18 protein-coding genes are annotated in these 19,480 nt (G+C 67.8%); 5 read left to right on the top strand and 13 right to left on the bottom strand.

Going from position 1 to position 19,480, the window contains the following annotated elements:
• The first annotated feature begins 81 nt into the window (after nucleotides 1–81).
• Genes CAL26_RS06735 through CAL26_RS28795 form a run of 5 tightly spaced genes read left to right on the top strand, consistent with a single transcriptional unit; the run spans nucleotide 82 to nucleotide 8,503 of the window.
• Nucleotides 82–2,373, top strand: coding sequence for an FdhF/YdeP family oxidoreductase (locus tag CAL26_RS06735; protein WP_094846179.1), 2,292 nt, complete (start codon nucleotides 82–84; stop codon nucleotides 2,371–2,373).
• A 7-nt stretch (nucleotides 2,374–2,380) separates the two neighbouring features.
• Nucleotides 2,381–3,469 (top strand): cytochrome c oxidase subunit II, encoded by a 1,089-nt coding sequence (gene coxB / locus CAL26_RS06730; protein WP_094846178.1) that lies wholly within the window; start codon nucleotides 2,381–2,383, stop codon nucleotides 3,467–3,469.
• Nucleotides 3,470–3,474: 5 nt separating this feature from the next.
• Entirely contained in the window at nucleotides 3,475–5,409 is a 1,935-nt protein-coding gene (ctaD, locus tag CAL26_RS06725; RefSeq protein WP_256988109.1) for a cytochrome c oxidase subunit I, read from the top strand.
• A gap of 14 nt (nucleotides 5,410–5,423) precedes the next feature.
• Nucleotides 5,424–6,059 carry a cytochrome c oxidase subunit 3 gene (locus CAL26_RS06720; RefSeq protein ID WP_094846952.1) on the top strand — a complete coding sequence of 212 codons (636 nt, stop codon included), beginning with the start codon at nucleotides 5,424–5,426 and terminating at the stop codon, nucleotides 6,057–6,059.
• Between the two features lie 2 nt (nucleotides 6,060–6,061).
• Nucleotides 6,062–8,503, top strand: coding sequence for a cytochrome c oxidase assembly protein (locus CAL26_RS28795; protein WP_094846176.1), 2,442 nt, complete (start codon nucleotides 6,062–6,064; stop codon nucleotides 8,501–8,503).
• A gap of 18 nt (nucleotides 8,504–8,521) precedes the next feature.
• Here the strand turns inward: CAL26_RS28795 and CAL26_RS06710 are convergent, their stop codons facing one another.
• From CAL26_RS06710 to CAL26_RS06650, 13 genes are all read right to left on the bottom strand, one after another.
• The gene (locus CAL26_RS06710) at nucleotides 8,522–9,199 is read right to left on the bottom strand and encodes a papain-like cysteine protease family protein (protein WP_094846175.1); all 678 of its coding nucleotides are present in this window, start codon (nucleotides 9,197–9,199) and stop codon (nucleotides 8,522–8,524) included.
• Nucleotides 9,200–9,212: 13 nt separating this feature from the next.
• On the bottom strand, nucleotides 9,213–9,770 hold the full coding sequence (locus CAL26_RS06705) for a hypothetical protein (protein WP_094846174.1): 558 nt from the start codon (nucleotides 9,768–9,770) through the stop codon (nucleotides 9,213–9,215).
• A gap of 99 nt (nucleotides 9,771–9,869) precedes the next feature.
• Entirely contained in the window at nucleotides 9,870–10,400 is a 531-nt protein-coding gene (locus CAL26_RS06700) for a hypothetical protein (RefSeq protein WP_094846173.1), read from the bottom strand.
• 40 nt (nucleotides 10,401–10,440) lie between these two features.
• Nucleotides 10,441–10,821: a hypothetical protein gene (locus CAL26_RS06695; protein WP_094846172.1), complete on the bottom strand. Its 381-nt coding sequence runs from the start codon at nucleotides 10,819–10,821 to the stop codon at nucleotides 10,441–10,443.
• Nucleotides 10,822–10,978: 157 nt separating this feature from the next.
• Nucleotides 10,979–11,923, bottom strand: a complete 945-nt coding sequence (locus tag CAL26_RS06690; protein WP_094846171.1) for a LysR family transcriptional regulator — start codon at nucleotides 11,921–11,923, stop codon at nucleotides 10,979–10,981.
• Nucleotides 11,924–11,962: 39 nt separating this feature from the next.
• A complete protein-coding gene (locus CAL26_RS06685) occupies nucleotides 11,963–12,748 on the bottom strand; it encodes an enoyl-CoA hydratase (RefSeq protein WP_179283282.1) in 786 nt (261 codons plus the stop codon).
• 2 nt (nucleotides 12,749–12,750) lie between these two features.
• Nucleotides 12,751–13,722: a Bug family tripartite tricarboxylate transporter substrate binding protein gene (locus CAL26_RS06680; protein ID WP_094846169.1), complete on the bottom strand. Its 972-nt coding sequence runs from the start codon at nucleotides 13,720–13,722 to the stop codon at nucleotides 12,751–12,753.
• 24 nt (nucleotides 13,723–13,746) lie between these two features.
• Nucleotides 13,747–14,937, bottom strand: coding sequence for a CaiB/BaiF CoA transferase family protein (locus CAL26_RS06675; protein ID WP_094846168.1), 1,191 nt, complete (start codon nucleotides 14,935–14,937; stop codon nucleotides 13,747–13,749).
• A 122-nt stretch (nucleotides 14,938–15,059) separates the two neighbouring features.
• A complete protein-coding gene (locus tag CAL26_RS06670; RefSeq protein WP_094846167.1) occupies nucleotides 15,060–15,419 on the bottom strand; it encodes a RidA family protein in 360 nt (119 codons plus the stop codon).
• Complete coding sequence (locus CAL26_RS06665; RefSeq protein WP_094846166.1) at nucleotides 15,416–16,579, bottom strand: NAD(P)/FAD-dependent oxidoreductase; 1,164 nt, start codon at nucleotides 16,577–16,579, stop codon at nucleotides 15,416–15,418. Before CAL26_RS06665 ends, CAL26_RS06670 begins: the two co-directional genes overlap by 4 nt.
• A gap of 9 nt (nucleotides 16,580–16,588) precedes the next feature.
• Nucleotides 16,589–18,034: an FAD/NAD(P)-dependent oxidoreductase gene (locus CAL26_RS06660; RefSeq protein WP_094846165.1), complete on the bottom strand. Its 1,446-nt coding sequence runs from the start codon at nucleotides 18,032–18,034 to the stop codon at nucleotides 16,589–16,591.
• Nucleotides 18,031–18,339, bottom strand: coding sequence for a (2Fe-2S)-binding protein (locus CAL26_RS06655; RefSeq protein WP_094846164.1), 309 nt, complete (start codon nucleotides 18,337–18,339; stop codon nucleotides 18,031–18,033). Before CAL26_RS06655 ends, CAL26_RS06660 begins: the two co-directional genes overlap by 4 nt.
• Nucleotides 18,323–19,480: an NAD(P)/FAD-dependent oxidoreductase gene (locus tag CAL26_RS06650; RefSeq protein WP_094846163.1), complete on the bottom strand. Its 1,158-nt coding sequence runs from the start codon at nucleotides 19,478–19,480 to the stop codon at nucleotides 18,323–18,325. The genes CAL26_RS06655 and CAL26_RS06650 overlap by 17 nt, the downstream gene beginning before the upstream one ends.

Raw genomic sequence — 19,480 nt, 5'->3', positions numbered from 1 at the left:
GGCGCCCGATGCTCGTCCGGTCGAACCGGACGGCCCTTCCCGGCTCAGGCCTTGGGATCGCCCGGCAACAGGGTAGAGCAAATGGCAAAAGAGCACGCTTCAACCGGGCCGCATACCGAGCCCGCCGGCGGTTGGGGTTCGGCCCGCGCGGTCGGGTCCATCCTGGTCAGGGAACACCGCCTGTTGCACGGCACCCGGGTGCTGATGCAGCAGAACAAGCCCGACGGCTTCATGTGCGTCAGCTGTTCCTGGGCCAAGCCGGCCCATCCCCACCCCTTCGAGTTCTGCGAAAACGGCGCCAAGGCCACGGCCTGGGACATCACCAGCAAGCACGTGTCGGCCAGCTTCTTCGCCGAACATACCTGCACGGAGCTGGAATCCTGGTCGGACCATGAGCTGGAAGCCGTTGGCCGGGTCACCGTGCCGTTGCGCTGGGACGCCGCCACGGACAAGTACGTGGAGATCGGCTGGCAACAGGCCTTCGATGAAATCGGCGCGCTGCTGCGCGCGCGCGAACCGGACGCGACGGTGTTCTACACGTCGGGCCGGGCGTCGCTGGAAACCTCCTACATGTATGCCTTGTTCGCGCGCATGTACGGCACCAACAATCTGCCCGACAGCTCCAACATGTGCCATGAAAGCACGTCCGTCGGCTTGCCCAAGACCATAGGCGTGCCGGTCGGCACGGTCACGCTCGAAGACTTCGAGCATACGGACTGCATGTTCTTCTTCGGCCACAACACGGGCACCAATGCGCCGCGCATGCTGCACCAGTTGCAGGAAGCACGCCAGCGTGGGGTACCCATCGTCACCTTCAACCCGCTGCGCGAGCCCGGATTGGTCAGCTTCACCAATCCGCAGTCGCCGGTGGAAATGCTGACCGGCAAGGAAACGACGATCAGCACGCAATACCTGCAGCTGAAGCTGGGTGGCGATACCGCGGCGCTCGGCGGGCTGTGCAAATGGCTGATAGAAGCCGATGACCGGGCGCGCGCGCAAGGCGGCGAGCCCGTGCTGGACCATGCTTTCATCGCCGAACACACGCATGGCTTCGAGGCGTTCGCCGGCGCCATGCGCCAGCTGTCGTGGGAAGACGTCGAGCGCGAATCCGGCCTGACGCGCGCGGCGCTGGCCGAGGCGGCCGCGACCTACGCCCAGGCCAAGGCCTGCATGCTGCTATACGGCATGGGGCTGACGCAGCACCGCAATGGGGTGCAGAGCGTGCAGATGGTCACCAACCTGTTGCTGCTGCGCGGGAACATCGGCAAGCCGGGCGCGGGAGTCTGCCCCATCCGCGGACATTCCAACGTCCAGGGCCAGCGCACCGTCGGCATTACCGAGAAGCCGGACCATGTGCCCAACGACAAGCTCCGCGACCTCTACCATTTCGACCCGCCCACGAAGAAAGGCATGAACACGGTCGAAGCGTGCGAAGGCATCCTGGACGGCCGGGTATCGGCCTTCGTCGCGCTGGGCGGGAATTTCGCGCGGGCCATTCCGGATCATTACCGCATGGAGCCGGCGTGGCGCCGCCTGGATCTGACGGTGGGCATCACCACGCGGCTGAATCGCAGTCATCTGCTGCACGGCCGGCAGGCCTACCTGCTGCCTTGCCTGAGCCGCATCGAGATCGACCGGCAGGCAACCGGCGAACAGGCCGTCTCGATGGAGGACAGCACCGGCTGCTTCCACGGATCGCGCGGCATCCACGAGCCGCCCGGCGACAAGCTGCTTTCGGAACCCGCCATCGTCGCCGGCATCGCCAAGGCCACGCTGGCGCCGAATCCGCACGTCGATTGGGACCGGTGGGTGGACGATTACGCCCTGGTGCGCGATGCCATCGAGGCGACCTATCCGAAGATCTTCAAGGACTTCAATTTCCGCATGTGGAATCCGGGCGGCTTTCACCGCCCCCTGGGCGCCGCCGAGCGCAAATGGGACACCGAAACAGGCAAGGCCAATTTCGTGGTGCCCGACACGCTGGACGGCGATCCCGACATGCCGGCGCACGGGCCCGACGTCATCCGGCTGATGACCACGCGTGGCGACAATCAGTTCAACACCACGGTGTATGCGCTGGACGATCGCTTCCGCGGCGTCCACGGGACGCGGCAGGTGATCATGCTGAACCCGGACGACATGGAACGCCTGGGCCTGCGGGAAGACGACGTCGTGACCGCCAGCACGGTCGCGCATGACGGATTCACGCGCGAAGTGGGCGGGCTGCGCGTGCGGCCCTTCAATATCCCGGCCGGCTGCGCGTGGTCGTACTACCCGGAATGCAATCCGCTGATCCCGCTGTGGCATCACGCCAAGGAAAGCAAGGTGCCGGCAGCGAAGTCAGTGCCCATCACGCTGCGCAAGGAGGCCTGAAACACGTATGAAACCGCTGCTGGGAACTTGGCGCCCGGCCTTGCGCGGCGGTGCGTGCTGGGCGGCGCTGTGGAGCGTCGCGGCGGCAGCCGCGCCCAACCAGAGCGTGCTGGCGCCCGCCGGCGTCCAGGCCGAACGCATACTGACGTTGTGGCACATCACGCTGCTGGTATGCACGGCGGTTTTCGTCGCGGTACTGCTGGCGCTGCTGGCGGCCATCCGGCGTGCCACGCGTTCGGCGCGCGCCGCCTCCGGCACGGCTGCCGGGGCCGCGCATGGCGACGATCCGCATACCGTGGCGAAGACACCCGACCCGGGCGCGGAACGCCGCTCCCGGCGCATCGTGGCGGCGGCCACCTGCCTGTCGGTGGCCCTGCTGTGCGGCCTGGTCGTGGCCGATTTCCTGACCGACCGCGCCGTGTCGCGCCTGCCGATGGCGGACCCCGTACGCGTCGAGATGACAGGCCACCAGTGGTGGTGGGAAACCCGCTACCAGGCCGACGGCGATCGCCCGTCATTCGTGACCGCCAACCAGTTGCGCCTGCCGGTGGGCCGCCCGGTGCTGATCACCCTGAAGTCTTCCGACGTCATCCATACCTTCTGGGTGCCCAATCTGCACGGCAAGCGCGACATGATCCCCGGCCGCGACGCGCAGATCATGCTGCGTGCCGACCGCGCCGGCGACTATCGCGGCCAGTGCGCCGAGTTCTGCGGCGCCGAGCATGCCCTGATGGCGTTCTCGGTTTCGGCGGTGCCGGCCCAGGACTACGCCGCCTGGGCGGACCATGAACGGCAGGATGCGATCCGCCCCGAGGACACCGTGGCCCGCCGAGGCATGGGGATATTCCTGGGAGATTCCTGCGCGCAGTGCCACACGATACGCGGCACGCCCGCCGCCGGCACCCTGGGCCCGGACCTGACCCATCTGGCCAGCCGGCCACTGCTGGCCGCCGGCACCATCGCCAACAACCCCGACAACCTGGCGCGGTGGATATCGCAGCCCGGCACCATGAAACCCGCGACGACGATGCCGCCTACCCAGCTCCCGCCTGAAGACCTGCAGGCGCTGGTGCGCTACCTGGGATCCCTGCAATGACTGGCGTGTCCGATACCCTTGCACGGCCCGACGTTTTGCTGGACGGTCCCGACGCACCCGCCCAGGCTCGCGCCGCGCTCGCCGATACCTGGCGCGATCCCCCTGGATGGCGCGGCGTGCTGTGCGCGATCAACCACAAGACCATCAGCCTGCGCTTCATGCAGGCCACCTTCGTGTTCTTCCTGCTGGGCGGCCTGCTGGCGCTGGCGATGCGGCTGCAGCTGATCCGGCCGGACAACCGCCTGATCGGCCCGACGCTGTACAACCAGCTCTTCACGATGCACGGCACCACGATGATGTTCCTGTTCGCGGTGCCGGTGATGCAGGCGGTGGCGAGCTATCTGGTCCCCCTAATGATAGGCACGCGCAGCGTGGCCTTTCCGCGCTTGAACGCCTACGCCTACTGGATCTTCGTCTTCGGCGGGCTGTTCCTGTTTGCCGGCTTTTTCCTGGGGTCGGGCCCGGACGCCGGCTGGTTCGCCTACGTGCCGCTGTCCGGGCCGGATTACTCGACCGGCAAGGGCGTGGACATCTGGGCGCAGATGATCACCTTCACCGAACTGGCGGCGCTGCTGGAAGCCATCATCCTGATCACCACCATCTTCAAGCTGCGGGCGCCCGGCATGACGCTGAATCGCATGCCGCTGTTCGTATGGGCGACGCTGGTGACGCAGTTCATGGTGCTGTTCGCCATGCCCTCGGTCATGTTCGGCAGCACGGCGCTGATCCTGGACCGGCTGGTCGGCACGCACTTCTACAACCCAGCGCGCGGCGGCGACGTGCTGCTGTGGCAGCACCTGTTCTGGTTCTTCGGCCACCCGGAGGTCTACCTGATCTTCATCCCGCCGCTGGGGTTCATTTCCACCATCATTCCCACGTTCTCGCGGCGGCCGATCTTCGGCTATCCGGCCATGGTGCTCGCCCTGATCGCCGTCGCCTTCCTGGCATTCGGACTGTGGGCCCATCATATGTACGCCACCAGCATGCCCGAGCTGGGCAAGCGGTTCTTCACCGCGTCCAGCCTGTCGATCGCCATTCCTTCCGCGATCCAGATCTTCTGCTGGCTGGTCACCCTGGCCACCGGCAGGCTGCGCTGGAGCGTGCCGCTATGCTTCGTGCTGGCCTTCTTCGTCATCCTGGTCATGGGCGGCATGACTGGCATCATGCTGGGCAGCGTCTCGCTGGACCTGCAGGTACACGACACTTACTTCGTCGTCGCGCACCTGCACTACGTACTGTTCGGCGGCGCCGTGTTTCCCCTGTTCGGCGCCTTCTATTACTGGTTTCCCAAGTTCACCGGGCGGCTGCTGAACGAAAGGCTGGGATATTGGCATTTCTGGCTGTTCTTCATCGGCTTCAACGTCACCTTCTTTCCCATGCACCTGCTGGGCCTGGAAGGGATGCCCCGGCGGGTGTGGACGTATCCGGCGGAGATGGGCTGGGACGGAATGAACCTGGGCGCGACCGCCGGCGCCGGCATGCTGGCGGCGGGCGTGCTGCTGTTCATCTGCAACGTGCTGCGCAACCGGCGGCACGGGGCGCCGGCCGGCGCGAATCCCTGGGGCGCGGGGACGCTGGAATGGTTGACCGACAGCCCGCCGCCGCCGCATAACTTCGACAGCCTGCCGGTAGTGGCGTCCAGCGACCCGCTGTGGAAGGAAGGCCCGCGCGGCAGCGTGGCGGGCCTGGCCGCCGATGCCCGCGAAGTGCTGTCCACCACGGCGGTCGATGCACGCCCCGATCTGCGCGTGCTCTTTCCCACGCCGTCCATCTGGCCGTTCCTGAGCGCGGTGGCGACGTCGGCCCTGTTCATCGGCTCCGTCTATACGCCGTGGGCGGTGGTCTGGCTGTCGTTGCCCGTGGGCGTCGCGCTCATCCTGTGGTTCTGGCCGCGGCGGCATGGCACCCGGCAGGCGATACGGCTGGAGCAGCGGCCATGAGCCAGGCTGAACGTATGGGGGAAGCCGCACGGCCGGGCATTGCCGCGCCGCCAGGCGAGGTGATCGACGTATCCCGGCTGCCTACCTACGGGTTCGGCCATCGCAGCCTCATGTGGTGGGGCACCATCGGCCTGATGCTCATCGAGGGCACCGTCTTCGCCATCGGCATCATGAGCTACTTCTACCTGCGCGGCCTGGCGCCGCGGTGGCCGATCAGCGCCGATCCGCCCGGCCTGGGCTGGGGCACCGCCAATACCGTGCTGTTGCTGCTGAGCCTGCTGCCCAACCACCTGGCCAAGCGGGCGGCGGAAGCCCGGCAGCGGCGCCGCGCCGCGTTGTGGATGGTGGTGTGCCTGGTCCTGGCGGGGGCCTTCCTGGTCTTGCGCGCCCTGGAATTCACCACCTTGAACATCTTGTGGAACGAGAACGCCTATGGCGCGGTGGTCTGGTTCCTGCTGGGACTGCATACCACCCATCTGATCACCGACACGGTGGACACCGCGGTGTTGACCGTGCTGCTGTTCACGGGACCGTTCGATGGGCGACGCCATGTCGATGTCAGCGAAAACGCGATGTACTGGTACTTCGTCGTGTTCAGCTGGGTACCGATCTATGCGGTCATCTACCTGGCGCCGCGCCTGCAGGGGTAGCGATGGAAAACGCCCTCCCCCCGCGCGCTCCGCGTCGCCTCGCGCTCGTGCCGCTCCTCGCCCGAGTGACGCGAGTGGCGCGAGTGGCGGGAACCACGCGACTGGCGCCGACGGGACTCTTGGCGCTGTTGCCGGCGATGGCGAGCGCGCACGTCGCCACCGTCGACGGCAACGGACAGCCGGCGCTCTACACCGCCCCCGAACCCTGGGTGGTCGGGCTGCTCCTGCTGAGCCTGCTGCTGTACCTGGCGGGCTACCTGCGGCTGCGCGCGCGCCGCGCGCATGATCCGGAGCCCAATGAAGGCGACCAAGCCCGCTTCAGGCAGCTGCTGGCGTTTCTCGGCGGATGGCTGGCGCTCTGCGTTGCGCTGGTATCGCCGCTGGATACCTTGAGCAGCCTGATGTTTTCCGCGCATATGGTGCAGCATGAAATGCTGATGATCGTGGCCGCGCCCCTGCTGGTGATCGGACGGCCGCTGGCGGTCTGGCTGTGGGCCTTCCCGCACGCCTGGCGGCGGCCCGTCGCGCACGCCTGGCGCTGGCGTCCGCTGTTGAGCGTCTGGCATCTGCTGACGGGTGCGCTGGTCGCATGGCTGCTGCATGCCGCCGCGCTATGGCTGTGGCACGTGCCGCGTTTTTTCCAGGCGGCCCTGGCGGACCCCACCATCCACGCCTGGCAGCATGCCAGCTTCCTGGCAAGCGCCCTGCTGTTCTGGTGGCCGATCTTCGGCATGCCGCGCCGCGCGGCGCCAGGCGGGTACGCGATGCTTGCGCTGTTCACCACCATGGTCCACACCGGGGCCCTGGGCGCGCTGCTCACGCTGGCGCCGGGCTTGTGGTACCCCGCCTATATCGAGCCGGCGGCGGCGCTGGGGATCGATCCGCTTCGCGACCAGCAATTGGGTGGGCTGGTGATGTGGGTGCCGGGCGGACTCGCCTATCTGATCGGCGGGTTGTACGTCGCCTGGCGCTGGCTGGAACAGCCCGTGGTATCGGTGCTGGGGGGCATGCTGCTCGCGGCCGGCGCCGCACTGGCGGCCATGGCGATCGCCGGCGCGCCGCGCGCCGACGCCGCGCAGCCCGAGGCCGCACCGGCCGCACCGGCGGCAGACGCCGCACCGGCCGCGAACGCCGCGCCAGCCGAAACGGCCACCGCAGCCGCACCGGCCGGGCAAGCCGCACAAGCTTCGCAAGCCGCGCCAGGCAGCCACGGCACTTCAACGCCATCCGCTGACGACGCCCTGCTGATCGCGCGCGGCAGGTACGTGGCCAGCGCCGGCGATTGCATGGGCTGCCATACCAACCCCAAGGGCGGCGCGCCTTATGCCGGCGGCCGGGAACTCTGGTCGCCGTTCGGCACCATCATCGCCACCAACATCACCCCTGATCCCAGCCACGGCATAGGCGGCTACAGCTATGAAGAATTCTCCCGTGTGCTGCGCAAAGGCATCGCGCGCGGCGACAAGCCCTTGTATCCGGCCATGCCCTACGCGTCCTTCGCCAGGATGACCGAAGACGACATGCGCGCGCTGTACGCCTACGTCATGCACGGTATTCCGCCGGTGGACCAGTCGCCGCCTCCCACGAAGTTACCCTTCCCCTTCAACCAGCGCTGGATGCTGCGCGGCTGGCAAGCCTTTTTCGTCCCGAGCGCAACCTACCAGCCGCGGCCCGAGCAGGACCAGCAATGGAACCGCGGCGCCTATCTGGTCCAGGCGCTGGGGCATTGCGGCGCCTGCCATACGCCGCGCGGGCCGGCCTTCCAGGAACGCGGCGACGACGAAAGCTCGCGGCATTTCCTGACGGGCAGCGTCAACGACCACTGGTTCGCGCCCAATCTGAACAGCGGCATGGGCTCCGGCCTGGGACGGATCAGCGTCGACGAACTGGCCGAGTTCATGAAGACGGGCCATGCCAACGGCAACATGGCCTACGGCAGCATGGTGGAAACCATAGAAAGCAGCCTGCAGCACCTGAATGACCAGGACCTGCGCGCCATCGCGGTCTACCTGAAGAGCCTGCCGCCCAACGCCGACGCCGGCCGCTATATTCCCGACCGCGCCGACGTCAAGGAGGCCACCGCGGACCAGGGCAATCGCACGCTCGATACGCTATCCGTCGGCGCGTCGGTGTACAGCTCCTTCTGCGCGCAATGCCACCAGGCGGACGGCCGCGGCGTTCCGGGGGTGTACCCGCGGCTGGCGGGCAATCCCTCCCTGCTGGCCAGGGACAGGACATCGCTGATGCGCATCGTGATGGAAGGCGGCCATAGCGCCGCCACCGCGCACGGGCCGCCGTCGCAGCATATGCCGCCGTTCGACACCATCCTGACGGACGCGCAGATCGCGCAGGTGCTCACCTACGTGCGCAGCTCCTGGGGCAACGATGCGCCGCCCGTGTCCGGGACGGAAGTCGGCCAGCTGCGGCAGGCCTTGAAGAAATAACGCCGGCCCGCGTCGCCATTATCCCGACAGGGACCCGGGCTGCATCCTGGCGGTGTAATAGGTGTAGCCCCAGGTCGTGTTGGGATCGCCGGGGTATTGTTCCGGGAAGGTGTCGCACACGACCCATCGCTGCGTGCCGCCGGCCCAGGGATCGCATACGTACCACATGGGCACGGGATCCGAGCTGCCGGGGACCTGCCGCGGGTTGTAGGCGCTGATGACCACGAAATGGCCCACGGCCGTGGCTTCGCCACGCGACAGATAGACGGCGAACGGGCGATCGTTCACCAGTTCGGTCCGAAGCACCTGGCGCGACGGCATGCCCAGCACCAGCTTCCTCATTGCGCCCACGAATTGCAAGGGAGTCACCAGCTCGTAGACCCTGTTGCACAGCGCGTCCGTGTACGACGTACCCGAGCATTGATTCTGCGTCAGCCCGAAAACCGCGCAGTAGATCTGCAGCTGCGTGTAGCTCTGACCGGATTGGCTTTGATAGTAGTTGCCCAGGCCCGTGGCCACGGCGGCCCAGCACCACTGGGTATGCTGCTGCCCTTCCAGAAAGCCGGGAAAGGCCGTCGTGGCGCCGCCGCCCGGCGTCCCCACGAATTCGCCCGTTTTCCCCTGTGCGCCGCTGTCCAGGGAAAGCGGTTTCAATGCCAGGCAGGCGGGCAGGCGCGATTGAGTATTCGGATCCATGGGTCGCTCCACCTCAACGCTTCAGCCAGGCCAGGAAAGTCGCCGCGTCGTACACCTGGTGGTGCGCGATGGGGCCCGCCGCCACGGTGGGCGCCATCGGCACGATCAGGTCGCCGGACGCGCCGTGCAGCCATAACGCGGCGACGTATTCGGCCCGGGCGCAATAAAGTTCACGGGCTTCGTAATCCTGGGCGGCGGTTCTCGGATCGTCTTCGGCCGCCAGCAGCGCGGCAACCGTCGACGCCGTCATCGGCGCATCGATGCTGGTCGACACCACGACCGGTTTGCCCGCCGGGTCCGTGTCCACGCAGATATCGTTGATGACGGATCCGCCGGAGAACAACAGATAGCGCCAGCCGCCGGGCCGGGCCTGGTCCAAGGGTTGCGCCGAGCCCAGATCGTCGTCCCGCAGGTAGTACATGCGCAGGCATTCCGAAATGGAGACGTCGTTCGGGTCGAAGCGCGCCTTGGCCGGCATCTTCTCCAGGAAGCCGCCGCCGATGAAACCGTTCAGGAAAACCTGGATGGTGTCATCCGCGCCCGTAGGCGCGATAGCGAATGCGATAGCCATGGTGGCTACCTCCGAAAACTGGCCTGTGTATCGGCCCTGCGAACCAGCGATCCGTTCCCCGATGTGATGGACGGGCGCGGGATGGATCGCGCGACCCCGCTACCGCACGTAGAGGTACGGGTCCCAGGAGAAAAAAAACTGCTGCTGGTTAATGCCATTCGTCGTCAGGGAGCAACTGATCCGGTACGTCGAGTTCGACGCGTTGATGATCTGTCCGACCCAGTAGTTGTAGCTCTTCTGCACGGGATGGCCCGCACTTCCGCCGAACACGTCGCCGCTGGTGATCGCGAATCCCATGATGGCGAGCTGATCGCCGAGATTGGGATTGACGGCATCGATATAAAAGCCGATGTAGTCCCTGGGATGGGCCACGGTCAGCAGCTCGAGGGTCGCTTCGCTACCGCTGCCGTTGTCGAGGCGGTTATCCATCATATATGCCTGGCCCGCGCCGATCGCGCCGCCTCCGCTGGCGGCCACGCTGGCGGTGTCGACCAGGATCCTGACCACGGTCTGCGGATTGGTGGGGCTCCAGTCTTCCGACGGAATAATCGCGGCCTTCGATCGTGACGCCAGATCCGCGGACGGCGGCAAAACTTCTATTTTTGGCTGTACCGGCATTTCTTTGGGCATGTCAGGCTCCACTACGTGATGGAATTCGCGGGCAAGCGGATCAGGAAACGTTGATCGTCGGCGTAATCTTTATCGTGTTGGCCTGGCCCGTGCTGGCCACTACGTCGATGGAAACGATGTAGTTGAACGTTCCCGCGGTTTCGGCCGTGCCCACGTAAGCGGTGCCATCGCTGATGTCGGCGGCGATTTGCGGCGTGCCTGTCGTGCCCCAGGCATAGCAGTCGCCGACCTCCACGATCGTCGACAGGCCGGGCGACTTGGGATTCAGCATCTCGACTTTCCAGCAGATGATGCTGCCCCTGGACACAAAGGCCTTCGAACTATCGATGAAATAAATTCCGGTGCTCTGCCCCATGGTGACGACCAGGTCGTCAACCAGGATACGTATAAAGACGTCGGCGTCCGTTGTGTTCCATGCCATGGCGAACTCCAGTTCGGAAGCGGCCTTCCTGGAATCGCACCATGGATCCCTGCGGCCAACGGAGCGAATGGTGCCAGACGCCGCCGCTCGCGAGAGCGTTTATGAGGCCCTGCCACCGTAATGTCGTGTAACCATACCTGTGGTCATGCGCGGACGTTCAGTCGCCGGCTTCCGGCCATGCGCCGTTGGGCTCGCGCGTGCGCGTGGCCGCCACTTGCGGATCGTGCAGCAGGACTTCGGCGAATTGCCGCGCCAGGCCGGCAGCCGGCGCGTCTTCCCGGGTCACCAGGTGCAGCGCCCGTAGCGCCCAGGCATCGGTGAGCGCGATTCCCGCCAGGCTGCCGTCGCGCAATCCCGGCTCGGCCACGCTGGTCGGCACCAGCGCCAGTCCCACGCCGGCGCGCACCAGATACAAGGTCGAGGCGAAGTCATGCGCGTGCACGCGCACGGACAGCGCGCGTCCCGCCTGCTGGGCCTGCGCCTGCAGGAAATGGAAGTTGCTGCTCGCGCGGTCCATGCAGACGAAGCCATGCTCCAGCGCTTCGGCGAAGGCGATGCGGTCGCGCGCGGCCAGCGGGTGGTCGGGCGGCGCCACGCAGATCAGCCGATCGATGGCATACAGCGCGCAGCGCAGATCGGTTTCGGTGTTGTGCCCGGCGAAGATACCGATATCGGCCTCGTTGCGGCGGATCGCGCCCGCGATCGCCTCGCTATCGGCTTCCTGCAGGTCGACGTCGATATGCGCATTCCCGGCCAGGAAACGCGCCAGGCTGGGAATGATGAATCCGTTGAGCGAACTGCTGTTGGCCAGCAGCCGGATGCGGCCTTTCAGGTTGCGGGCGTAGGCGCTGACCTCTTCCTGCATCGTCTGCAGCGCGGTCAGCAGGATGTCGGCGTGACGCGCCAGCGCTTCACCGGCCGCCGTCAGCGTCATGCCCTTGGCGGTGCGCAGGAAAAGCGAGCTGCCCGCCGCGTATTCCAGATTCTTCAGGCGATAGCTGGCCGCGGGCGCCGTCATGTGCATGGCGGCGGCGCCGGCGGACAGGTTGCCCGCCTGGACGATGGCCTTGAACAGGCGCAGATCCTTCAGCTCGTATGACATGGCGACATTCCATGGCCGGGCGAGCGCCGGCCCTGCCGGTCATCCGCCCTTGGCGCGCGCTTTTTCTTCGAGGAAGCCGCGCATGTAGCGCCCCGGCTCGCCGGTACCGAAGGCCGCGCCGAACTCCAGCACGCCATTACGGATCGACGACTCCAGCGGCTCGTCTTCCCACTCGCGCAGCAAACGCTTCTGCTGGGCCAGCACGCGAGGGCCCAGGTCGGCCAGCATACCCGCAATCCGGTCGACCTCGCCGTCCAGCGCCGCCGCCGGCACCACGCGGTCCAGCAGTCCCCAGGCGAGCGCTTCCTGCGCGTCGGCCACCTCGCCGGTCAGCAGCATCCAGCTGGCGCGGGCCTTGCCGATCAACCGCGGCAGCAGCGCCGCATGGATGATCGACGGAACCCCGACCTTGACTTCCGGCATGCCCATGCGGGCGGCGTCGGAGGCGATACGCAGGTCGCAGGCCAGGGCCAGTTCCATGCCGCCGCCCAGGCACCAGCCCGGGATGCGCGCGATCACCGGCATGGGCAGCAGACGCACCCCGTCGCACAGCAGGCGCAGGCGATCGATGTATTCGATGGCGCCCGCCTGGTCGAAGGCCGCCATCTCCGTGATGTCGGAGCCGGCCACGAAAGCCTTTTCCTGTTCGGCGCGCAGCACCACGATGCGGACGTCGTCGCGCCCGGCCAGGTGTTCCAGCGCCAGGATCAGGCCGTCGACCACACGGCGGCTGAGGATGTTCAGCTTGCCGGCGTCGCGGATCTGCAGCGTGGCGACGCCACGTGAGTCCACCGCTATCGCGGCGTGGGGATGTTCGAATGCCATGGTCACATCTTCTCGAAGCCGATATCGTTGACCACCTTGCGCCACACCGCGTTCGACCGCTCGATGATGGCGGCGAACTGGGCGCGCGTGGTGTAGTCGGGCACTGCGCCCTGCTGTTCGATGGCCTGCACCACCGACGGCTCGGCCAGCACTTTCCTGATCGCGGCGTTCAGCGTATCGAGCACCGGCTCGGGCGTACCTTTGGGCGCGGCCAGGCCGAACCAGCTGGGCGTGTTCAGCTGCGGATAGCCGAGTTCGGCATAGGTGGGCACGTCGGGCAGGCTCTTGACGCGCGTCGGCGACGCCACCGCCAGCGCCCGCAATTTGCCCGAGGCGATGAAGCCGGCGGACGACGGCAGGTTGTCGAACACCACCTGTACCTGGCCCGCCATCAGGTCGACCAGCGCCGGGCCCAGGCCCTTGTAGGGAACGTGCAGCATCCTGGTCTGCGTGCTGCTCAGGAAGAGCTCGCCGAACAGGTGGCTGTAGCCGCCGCTGCCGGAAGAACCGAAGGCCAGCCGGCCGGGCTTGGCCTTCAGCGTGTCCAGCAACTGCTGGAAGGTCTTGATGTCGGAGCTGCCGCTGACGTCCAGCACGCCCAGCACGTTCGCCAGGTTGCTGATGGGCGCGAAGTCCTTCACCGGGTCGTAGCTGGACTTCTGGTGAACGTTCGGGTTCACGGCGTGCGAGCTTTCCACCGCCATCACCAGGGTATAGCCGTCGGCCGGTTCGCGCGCCGCGAAAGCGCTGCCCAGCGCGCCGCCCGCACCGGGCTTGTTCACCACCACCACCGACTGGCCGAGTACCTCGCTCAGCTTGGGTGCGACGATGCGCGCCATCAGGTCGGTGGTTCCGCCCGGCGCGTACGGCACGATCAACTGCACCGTATGGTCGGGATAGGCGGCGAGCGCCGGCGCGGACGCGGCAAGGGTGACGGCCAGCGCGCAGGCGGCGCGACGCAGGGAACGATGCATGGTTGTCTCCAGGTTATGGTGGGTCTATCGGTTCTTGTCGCGGGCCGCGAGCCGGCCCAGCACGGCGTCGGTATGCTCGCCCATCAGCGGCGGCGGCCGCAGCGGCGCATCCGGCTCGCCGGCGAGCATGGGATTGCGCACCAGCGGGATCGTGCCGAAGCGCGGATGTTCGGCGTGGCGCAGCATGCCGCGATGGCGTACCTGTTCGTCCGCGAACACCTCTTCCAGGCTGTTGACCGGGCCCCAGGCGATGCCGGCGGCCTCCAGGCCGTCGGTCCAGTGCCTGCGGTCGCGCAGGATCAGGACGTCGGCCAGGATGGCGCGCAGGGCCGGCAGGTTCTCCACACGGCTTGTGTTGTGGACGAAGCGCGGGTCGGCCGCCAGTTCCGGACGCCCGCACAGCGTGCACAGGCGTGCGAATTGTTCGTCGTTGCCGACCGCGAGTATGAAATGGCCGTCGCTGGCGCGGAACACCTCGTACGGCGCCAGGTTGGGATGGGCGTTGCCGGTGCGCGCGGGATTGCGGCCGGACACCAGGTAATTGGCGCCCTGGTTGGCATTGATGGCCACCGCCACGTCCAGCAGCGCGATGTCCAGGTGGCCGCCTTCGCCGGTGCGGGCGCGTCGCAGCAGCGCCGCCAGCACGGCCGACGTCGCGTACATGCCGGTGCTCACGTCCACCACCGGCATGCCGGCGCGCAAGGGACCGGCGCCGGCTTCGTCATCGGCGCGGCCGGTATAGCCCATCAGGCCGCCCATGCCCTGGAAGATATAGTCGTAGCCCGGCCGCGCGGCCTTCGGGCCATCCTGGCCGTAACCGGTGATCGACAGATAGATCAGGTCGGGCTTGATCGACTTCAGGGTGGGGTAGTCCAGGCCGTAGCGGGCCAGCGTGCCTGCCTTGTAGTTTTCCACCAGGACGTCGGTGTCGCGCACCAGCGCGAGCAGCGTGTCGCGGTCGCCGGGGTCGGCGAAATCCAGGCAGATGGACTGCTTGTTGCGGTTGCAGCAGGTGAAGTAGGCGGAGAAGGTGTCGGCGCCGTCGGTCGAGCGCAGGTACGGCGGCCCCCACTTGCGCGTGTCGTCGCCCTGCCCGGGCCGCTCGACCTTGATCACTTCCGCGCCCAGGTCGGCCAGGTTCTGGGTGCACCACGGACCCGCCAGGATCCGCGACAGGTCCAACACCCGGACATTGTCCAGCACTTTACTCAGCACCTTGTCTCCAGCCTGTCGTTATTGTCGAATGACGGCAAGTCTAGGAAGGCGTCGGCACCCGCGTCCAGTTCAAGTTTTCTAAGCGGGCGTTCAAAGATGCTTAAAGGGCCAGGCTCGCCGGTTCAGCCCGGGCGCCTGGCGGCCGTGACGATGATCTCCACCAGCAGATCGGGCGAGGCCAATTTCGCCTCGCAGGTCGCCCGCGTCGGCAGCGCATCGGCCGGCGCCCATTCGGCCCATACCTGGTTCATGCCGGCGAAATCGCGCTCGATGTCCTTGAGCCAGATCTGTACCGACAGCAGCCGCGTCTTGTCCGTACCGGCCTGCGCCAGGCAGTCGTCGATCCTGGCCAGCACGTCGCGCGTCTGGGCGGCGATGCCGCCCTGGGCGGAAGAAGTCATGCCCGCCAGGTATACGGTATCGCCGTGGATCACGATACGGCTCAGGCGTTGATTGGAATCCTTGCGCACGATATCAGTCATGGATGACGCTCCTTGGAAAGGGAAAGCGGCGCACCGGACGCCCCGGTGAACCGATCGATGGCGAATGGCGCGATCGGCAGATCGGTCGCGCCGGTGGTGATCAGGTCGGCCATGATGCGGCCGACGATCGGCCCCAGCTCGAAGCCGTGCGCTGAAAAACCGAAGGCATGGAAAGCGCTGTCGTAACGGCCGCTGCGACCGATCACGGGGATCTCGTCGGGCATGGCGGCCTCGATGCCGGCCCAGCCGCGATTCACCACCGCCTGGCGCATGTGCGGGAACAGGTCGCACACCGTGCGCGCGCCCTCGGCCAGCGAATGAAAATCCAGTTCGGTCCATTCCGCGTCGCGGTCGACCCAGGCGCGGCGGCCGCCCCCGATCAGCACGGTGCCGTTGGCGCGCTGCTTGAACGACAGCGGCCGGCCGGTGCCCAGCACCACCGCATCCAGGAAATGGTCCATGCGCAGCGTCACCAGCATCATCGGGCTGATGGGGACCAGCGGCACCGGTTCGCCCCATTCGGCGGCGATGCGGTCGGCCCAGGCGCCGGCGCAGTTGAGCACCTGTGGCGCCGTATACGCGCCCGCGTCCGTCTCGACCCGCCACTGTCCCTGCTCGTGCGCGGTGCGCAGCACGCGCACGCCCTCCAGGAAACGCGCGCCCAGGCTGGCGGCCTTGCGGCGGAACGCCATGGTGGTGCGGTAGGGATCGGCGGCGGCATCCTCGCGCGCGATCAATCCGCCATGCACCGTGGGCGCCAGGGCGGGAATCATTGCCAGCAATTCATCGCGGGCGATCCATTGTTCATGGGTATAGCCGTGCGCCTGCATCGTCGCCAGGCGTTCGCGCAGCGTCGCCGCGTCGGCGTCGTTCTCGGCCACGCGCACCTGCCCGTGCTGTTCGAAGCCGCAGTCGTCGTCGACCAGCTCGCCGATGCGATACCAGAGCTCGCGCGAGGCCAACGCCAGCGGCACCTCGGCCAGATGCCGCGCCAGCGTGCGCACGCCGCCCGCGTTCACGCCCGAGGCATGGCGGCCGACGTAGTTCTTCTCGATCACCAGCGCCGGCACGCCGGCGCGCGCCAGGTGCAGCGCCGCCGAACTGCCGTGCAGGCCGCCGCCGATGATGATGACGGCGGCCGAACCGGAAGCGTCGGTCATGGCGGCCTCCTATTTCTTCAGGCGCACCACTGCCTGGCGGGACTCGTCGGTCTGCGGGAGCGAGGCCAGTTCGCCCAGCGTCAGCGGCTTGGTGGGGAAGCGCAGGCGGTAATAGCCGACTTCCGGCACCGGCACGCCGCGTTCCGCCGCGATGATCTCCGACACCGTCAGGCCGCAGAAGCGGCCCTGGCACGGCCCCATGCCGCAGCGCAGGAATGCCTTCATCTGGTTCGGACCGCTGCAGCCGAGCTTGACGGTCTCGCGCACCTGCGCCGCGGTCACTTCCTCGCAGCGGCAGACGATGGTGTCGCCGGTGGGCCGACGGAAGGTCTCCGGCGCCTTGTACAGGACGTCGAAGAAATCGCGTCCGCGCACCGCCCGCGCCAACGCGGCCCGCGGCGCGGCGGCGTCACGATCGCGCCGCGCCTTGTCGATGCGGCCCAGCAGGTGCGCCGCCTGCAAGGCCGCCAGCCGGCCGCGCTGCTCGGCCGCCAGCGCGCCGGCGATGCCGGCGCCGTCGCCCGCCATGCCCACGCCGTCCACCGAGGTCAGGCCCCAGTCGTCCACGTCCGGCTCCCAGCAATCCAGCGCGGCGTTCCAGCGATGCTCGGCGCCGATGGCGCGCGACAGGTTGACGTTGGGCACGACGCCCTGGTGCAGCATCAATTGCTGCGCGGGCAGGATCTGCGTTTTACCCGCCGCGGTGGTGTAGCGCACGCTTTCCAGTTTGTCCTGGCCCAGCGCCTCCAGCGCCGTCACGCCCTTGACGATGGGTATCGCCGCCTTCACCGCGCGCAGGAGCGACAGTCCCTTGCCCAGGTAGGGCGAACGCAGGAAGTCCCACACCTTGGGCAAGGCCTCGCGCAGGCGGCCGGGTGGCGTGGTTTCGAGCAGGGCGTCGACCTTCACCCCGGCGTTCAGGTACTGCCAGGCCACCAGGTACAGCAGCGGGCCGCAGCCGGCCAGCACGGTGCGGTCGGCCGGCACCACGCCCGCCGACTTCAGCAGGATCTGCGCCGCGCCGGCGGTGATGACGCCCGGCAGCGTCCAGCCCGGGATCGGGAACGGGCGCTCCTGTGCGCCGGTCGCCAGGAGCAGGCGCCGCGCATGGACGATGCGCGCCTCGCCCGCCACCGAATAGGCGACCTCGAAGCCGAACGCCGGTTCCGGCGCGGTCCGCTCGGCCACCGCCCACACGGTCGCGCCCGGCACGTAGCGCGCCCCCGATTGCTTGAACGGCTCGACCAAGGTGGCGCCATGCCAGTAGTCCGGCCCCAGCACGGCGCGATCGGTGACCGGCGTGGTGGTGATGGCGCGGTAGATCTGCCCGCCCGGCGCGGGCTGTTCGTCCAGCAGCACGGTATCCACGCCCAGCCGCGCGGCCGTGGTGGCCGCGGCCAGCCCGGCGGGGCCGGCGCCCACCACCAGCAAATCACATTGCGTCGTTTCGATCATGCCTGCACCTTGCGCGCGCCCAGCTGGCGCTCGATCTTCATGCCCTCGCGCACGGCCGTCATGCAGCCCTGCTGGTTGGCCTGGCCATCGATGGTGACCAGGCAGTCGTAGCACACGCCCATCATGCAATAGGGTCCACGCGGCACCTCGCCCACCGCGGTATCGCGACAGGCCTGCACGCCGCCGGCGAACAATGCCGCGGCCACGCTGTCGCCGGCACGGCACAGCAACTCGGCGCCATTGAGCGTCACCCGCACCGGCGCGCCCTGCGTCTGCCGCTGCGCTTCGTCAAGCCTCTTGAACATGGAACCTCCGGGTCGAGAAGGGCGTCATGTCGTCGGCCAGGCGGCCGGCGGCGATCATGGGCGCCAGTTTGAGCGCATGCGCGGCGGCCAGCGTCACGCCGCTGTGACAGGTGGCGACGAAGGCGCCGGGGCACGTCTCGGATTGCTGGTAGACGGGGAAGCCGTCCTTGGACATCACGCGCAGCGCGGCCCAGCTGCGCACCACCCGCACCTCGCGCAGGGCGGGCATGGTGCGCACGGCGCGGTCGGCCAGGGTGCCCAGGATAGGCAGGCCCACCTGGTTGTCCACGTAGCCGGCCTCTTCCTGTGAATCGCCGATCAGCCAGCTGCCCTCGTCCATCTGCCGCAAGGTGGAAAGCGGCGTTTCCAGCAGTCGGCGGGTGCGCTCCAGCACCACGATCTGGCCGCGCTGCGGGCGCACCGGCACCGCCAGGCCGACCTTCTCGCCCAGCGCCTTGTTCGACAGGCCGCTCGCCAGCACCAGCCTGCGTCCGCGCACCGTGCCGGTCGGCGTGGTGACCTCGAAGACGCCGTCGCGTTGGCGGATGTCCTGCGCCGGACGGCGCGGCATGTAATCCACGGTTCGTCGCGCGAAAGCCATGTGCAGCGCGCGCAGCAGCTTGAGCGGATTGGCGATGCCGTCCACCGGCGTCCAGGTGGCGCCGCGCACCTCGGGACCGATGCCCGGCACCATGTCGGCCAGCTCCTGGCGATCCAGCAGCTTCCAGTCGTATTGCGCCATGCCGGGCTGACCCAGTAGCGTGCGCATGAAGGTGGCGCGCGCTTCCAGTTCTTCGTCGCTCAGGAGCACGTGCAGGCCGCCGCGCTGCTCCAGGCGCACGTCCACGCCGGTCTGCTCCATCAGCTCCGCCGCGAGCTGCGGCCAGGCGGTGACCGAGGCCATGGTCCACACGCCGTAGCGCGGCAGCCCCATGCCCTTGCTCTGCACCCATATCAGGCCGAAGTTGCCGCGCGACGCGCGGTAGGCCACGTCGCCCTCGTCAAGCACCGCGACATGGTCCAGTTCACGCCGCAGCCCGTAGGCGATGGCCGAGCCGACCAGGCCGCCGCCGACCACCACGGCGTCATAAATGCCGCGATGCGCCGGCGCGCGCGGCGCCGTTTGTTCTGTTTCGTGCAT

Origin of the sequence: Bordetella genomosp. 9, assembly GCF_002261425.1 — a bacterium.
Classification (GTDB): Bacteria; Pseudomonadota; Gammaproteobacteria; order Burkholderiales; family Burkholderiaceae_B; genus Bordetella_C.
This window is presented reverse-complemented; position numbering and strand designations above follow the sequence as displayed.

Excerpts from the sequence above, each read along its gene's own strand:
- CAL26_RS06655 (WP_094846164.1), bottom strand. The coding sequence starts at position 18,339 with ATGTTCAAGAGGCTTGACGAAGCGCAGCGGCAGACGCAGGGCGCGCCG.
- CAL26_RS28795 (WP_094846176.1), top strand. The coding sequence starts at position 6,062 with ATGGAAAACGCCCTCCCCCCGCGCGCTCCGCGTCGCCTCGCGCTCGTG.
- CAL26_RS06670 (WP_094846167.1), bottom strand. The coding sequence starts at position 15,419 with ATGACTGATATCGTGCGCAAGGATTCCAATCAACGCCTGAGCCGTATC.
- coxB (WP_094846178.1), top strand. The coding sequence starts at position 2,381 with ATGAAACCGCTGCTGGGAACTTGGCGCCCGGCCTTGCGCGGCGGTGCG.
- CAL26_RS06705 (WP_094846174.1), bottom strand. The coding sequence starts at position 9,770 with ATGGCTATCGCATTCGCTATCGCGCCTACGGGCGCGGATGACACCATC.
- CAL26_RS06685 (WP_179283282.1), bottom strand. The coding sequence starts at position 12,748 with ATGGCATTCGAACATCCCCACGCCGCGATAGCGGTGGACTCACGTGGC.
- CAL26_RS06660 (WP_094846165.1), bottom strand. The coding sequence starts at position 18,034 with ATGATCGAAACGACGCAATGTGATTTGCTGGTGGTGGGCGCCGGCCCC.
- CAL26_RS06735 (WP_094846179.1), top strand. The coding sequence starts at position 82 with ATGGCAAAAGAGCACGCTTCAACCGGGCCGCATACCGAGCCCGCCGGC.
- CAL26_RS06720 (WP_094846952.1), top strand. The coding sequence starts at position 5,424 with ATGGGGGAAGCCGCACGGCCGGGCATTGCCGCGCCGCCAGGCGAGGTG.
- CAL26_RS06680 (WP_094846169.1), bottom strand. The coding sequence starts at position 13,722 with ATGCATCGTTCCCTGCGTCGCGCCGCCTGCGCGCTGGCCGTCACCCTT.
- CAL26_RS06650 (WP_094846163.1), bottom strand. The coding sequence starts at position 19,480 with ATGCACGAAACAGAACAAACGGCGCCGCGCGCGCCGGCGCATCGCGGC.
- CAL26_RS06695 (WP_094846172.1), bottom strand. The coding sequence starts at position 10,821 with ATGGCATGGAACACAACGGACGCCGACGTCTTTATACGTATCCTGGTT.
- CAL26_RS06665 (WP_094846166.1), bottom strand. The coding sequence starts at position 16,579 with ATGACCGACGCTTCCGGTTCGGCCGCCGTCATCATCATCGGCGGCGGC.
- CAL26_RS06690 (WP_094846171.1), bottom strand. The coding sequence starts at position 11,923 with ATGTCATACGAGCTGAAGGATCTGCGCCTGTTCAAGGCCATCGTCCAG.
- CAL26_RS06710 (WP_094846175.1), bottom strand. The coding sequence starts at position 9,199 with ATGGATCCGAATACTCAATCGCGCCTGCCCGCCTGCCTGGCATTGAAA.
- CAL26_RS06700 (WP_094846173.1), bottom strand. The coding sequence starts at position 10,400 with ATGCCCAAAGAAATGCCGGTACAGCCAAAAATAGAAGTTTTGCCGCCG.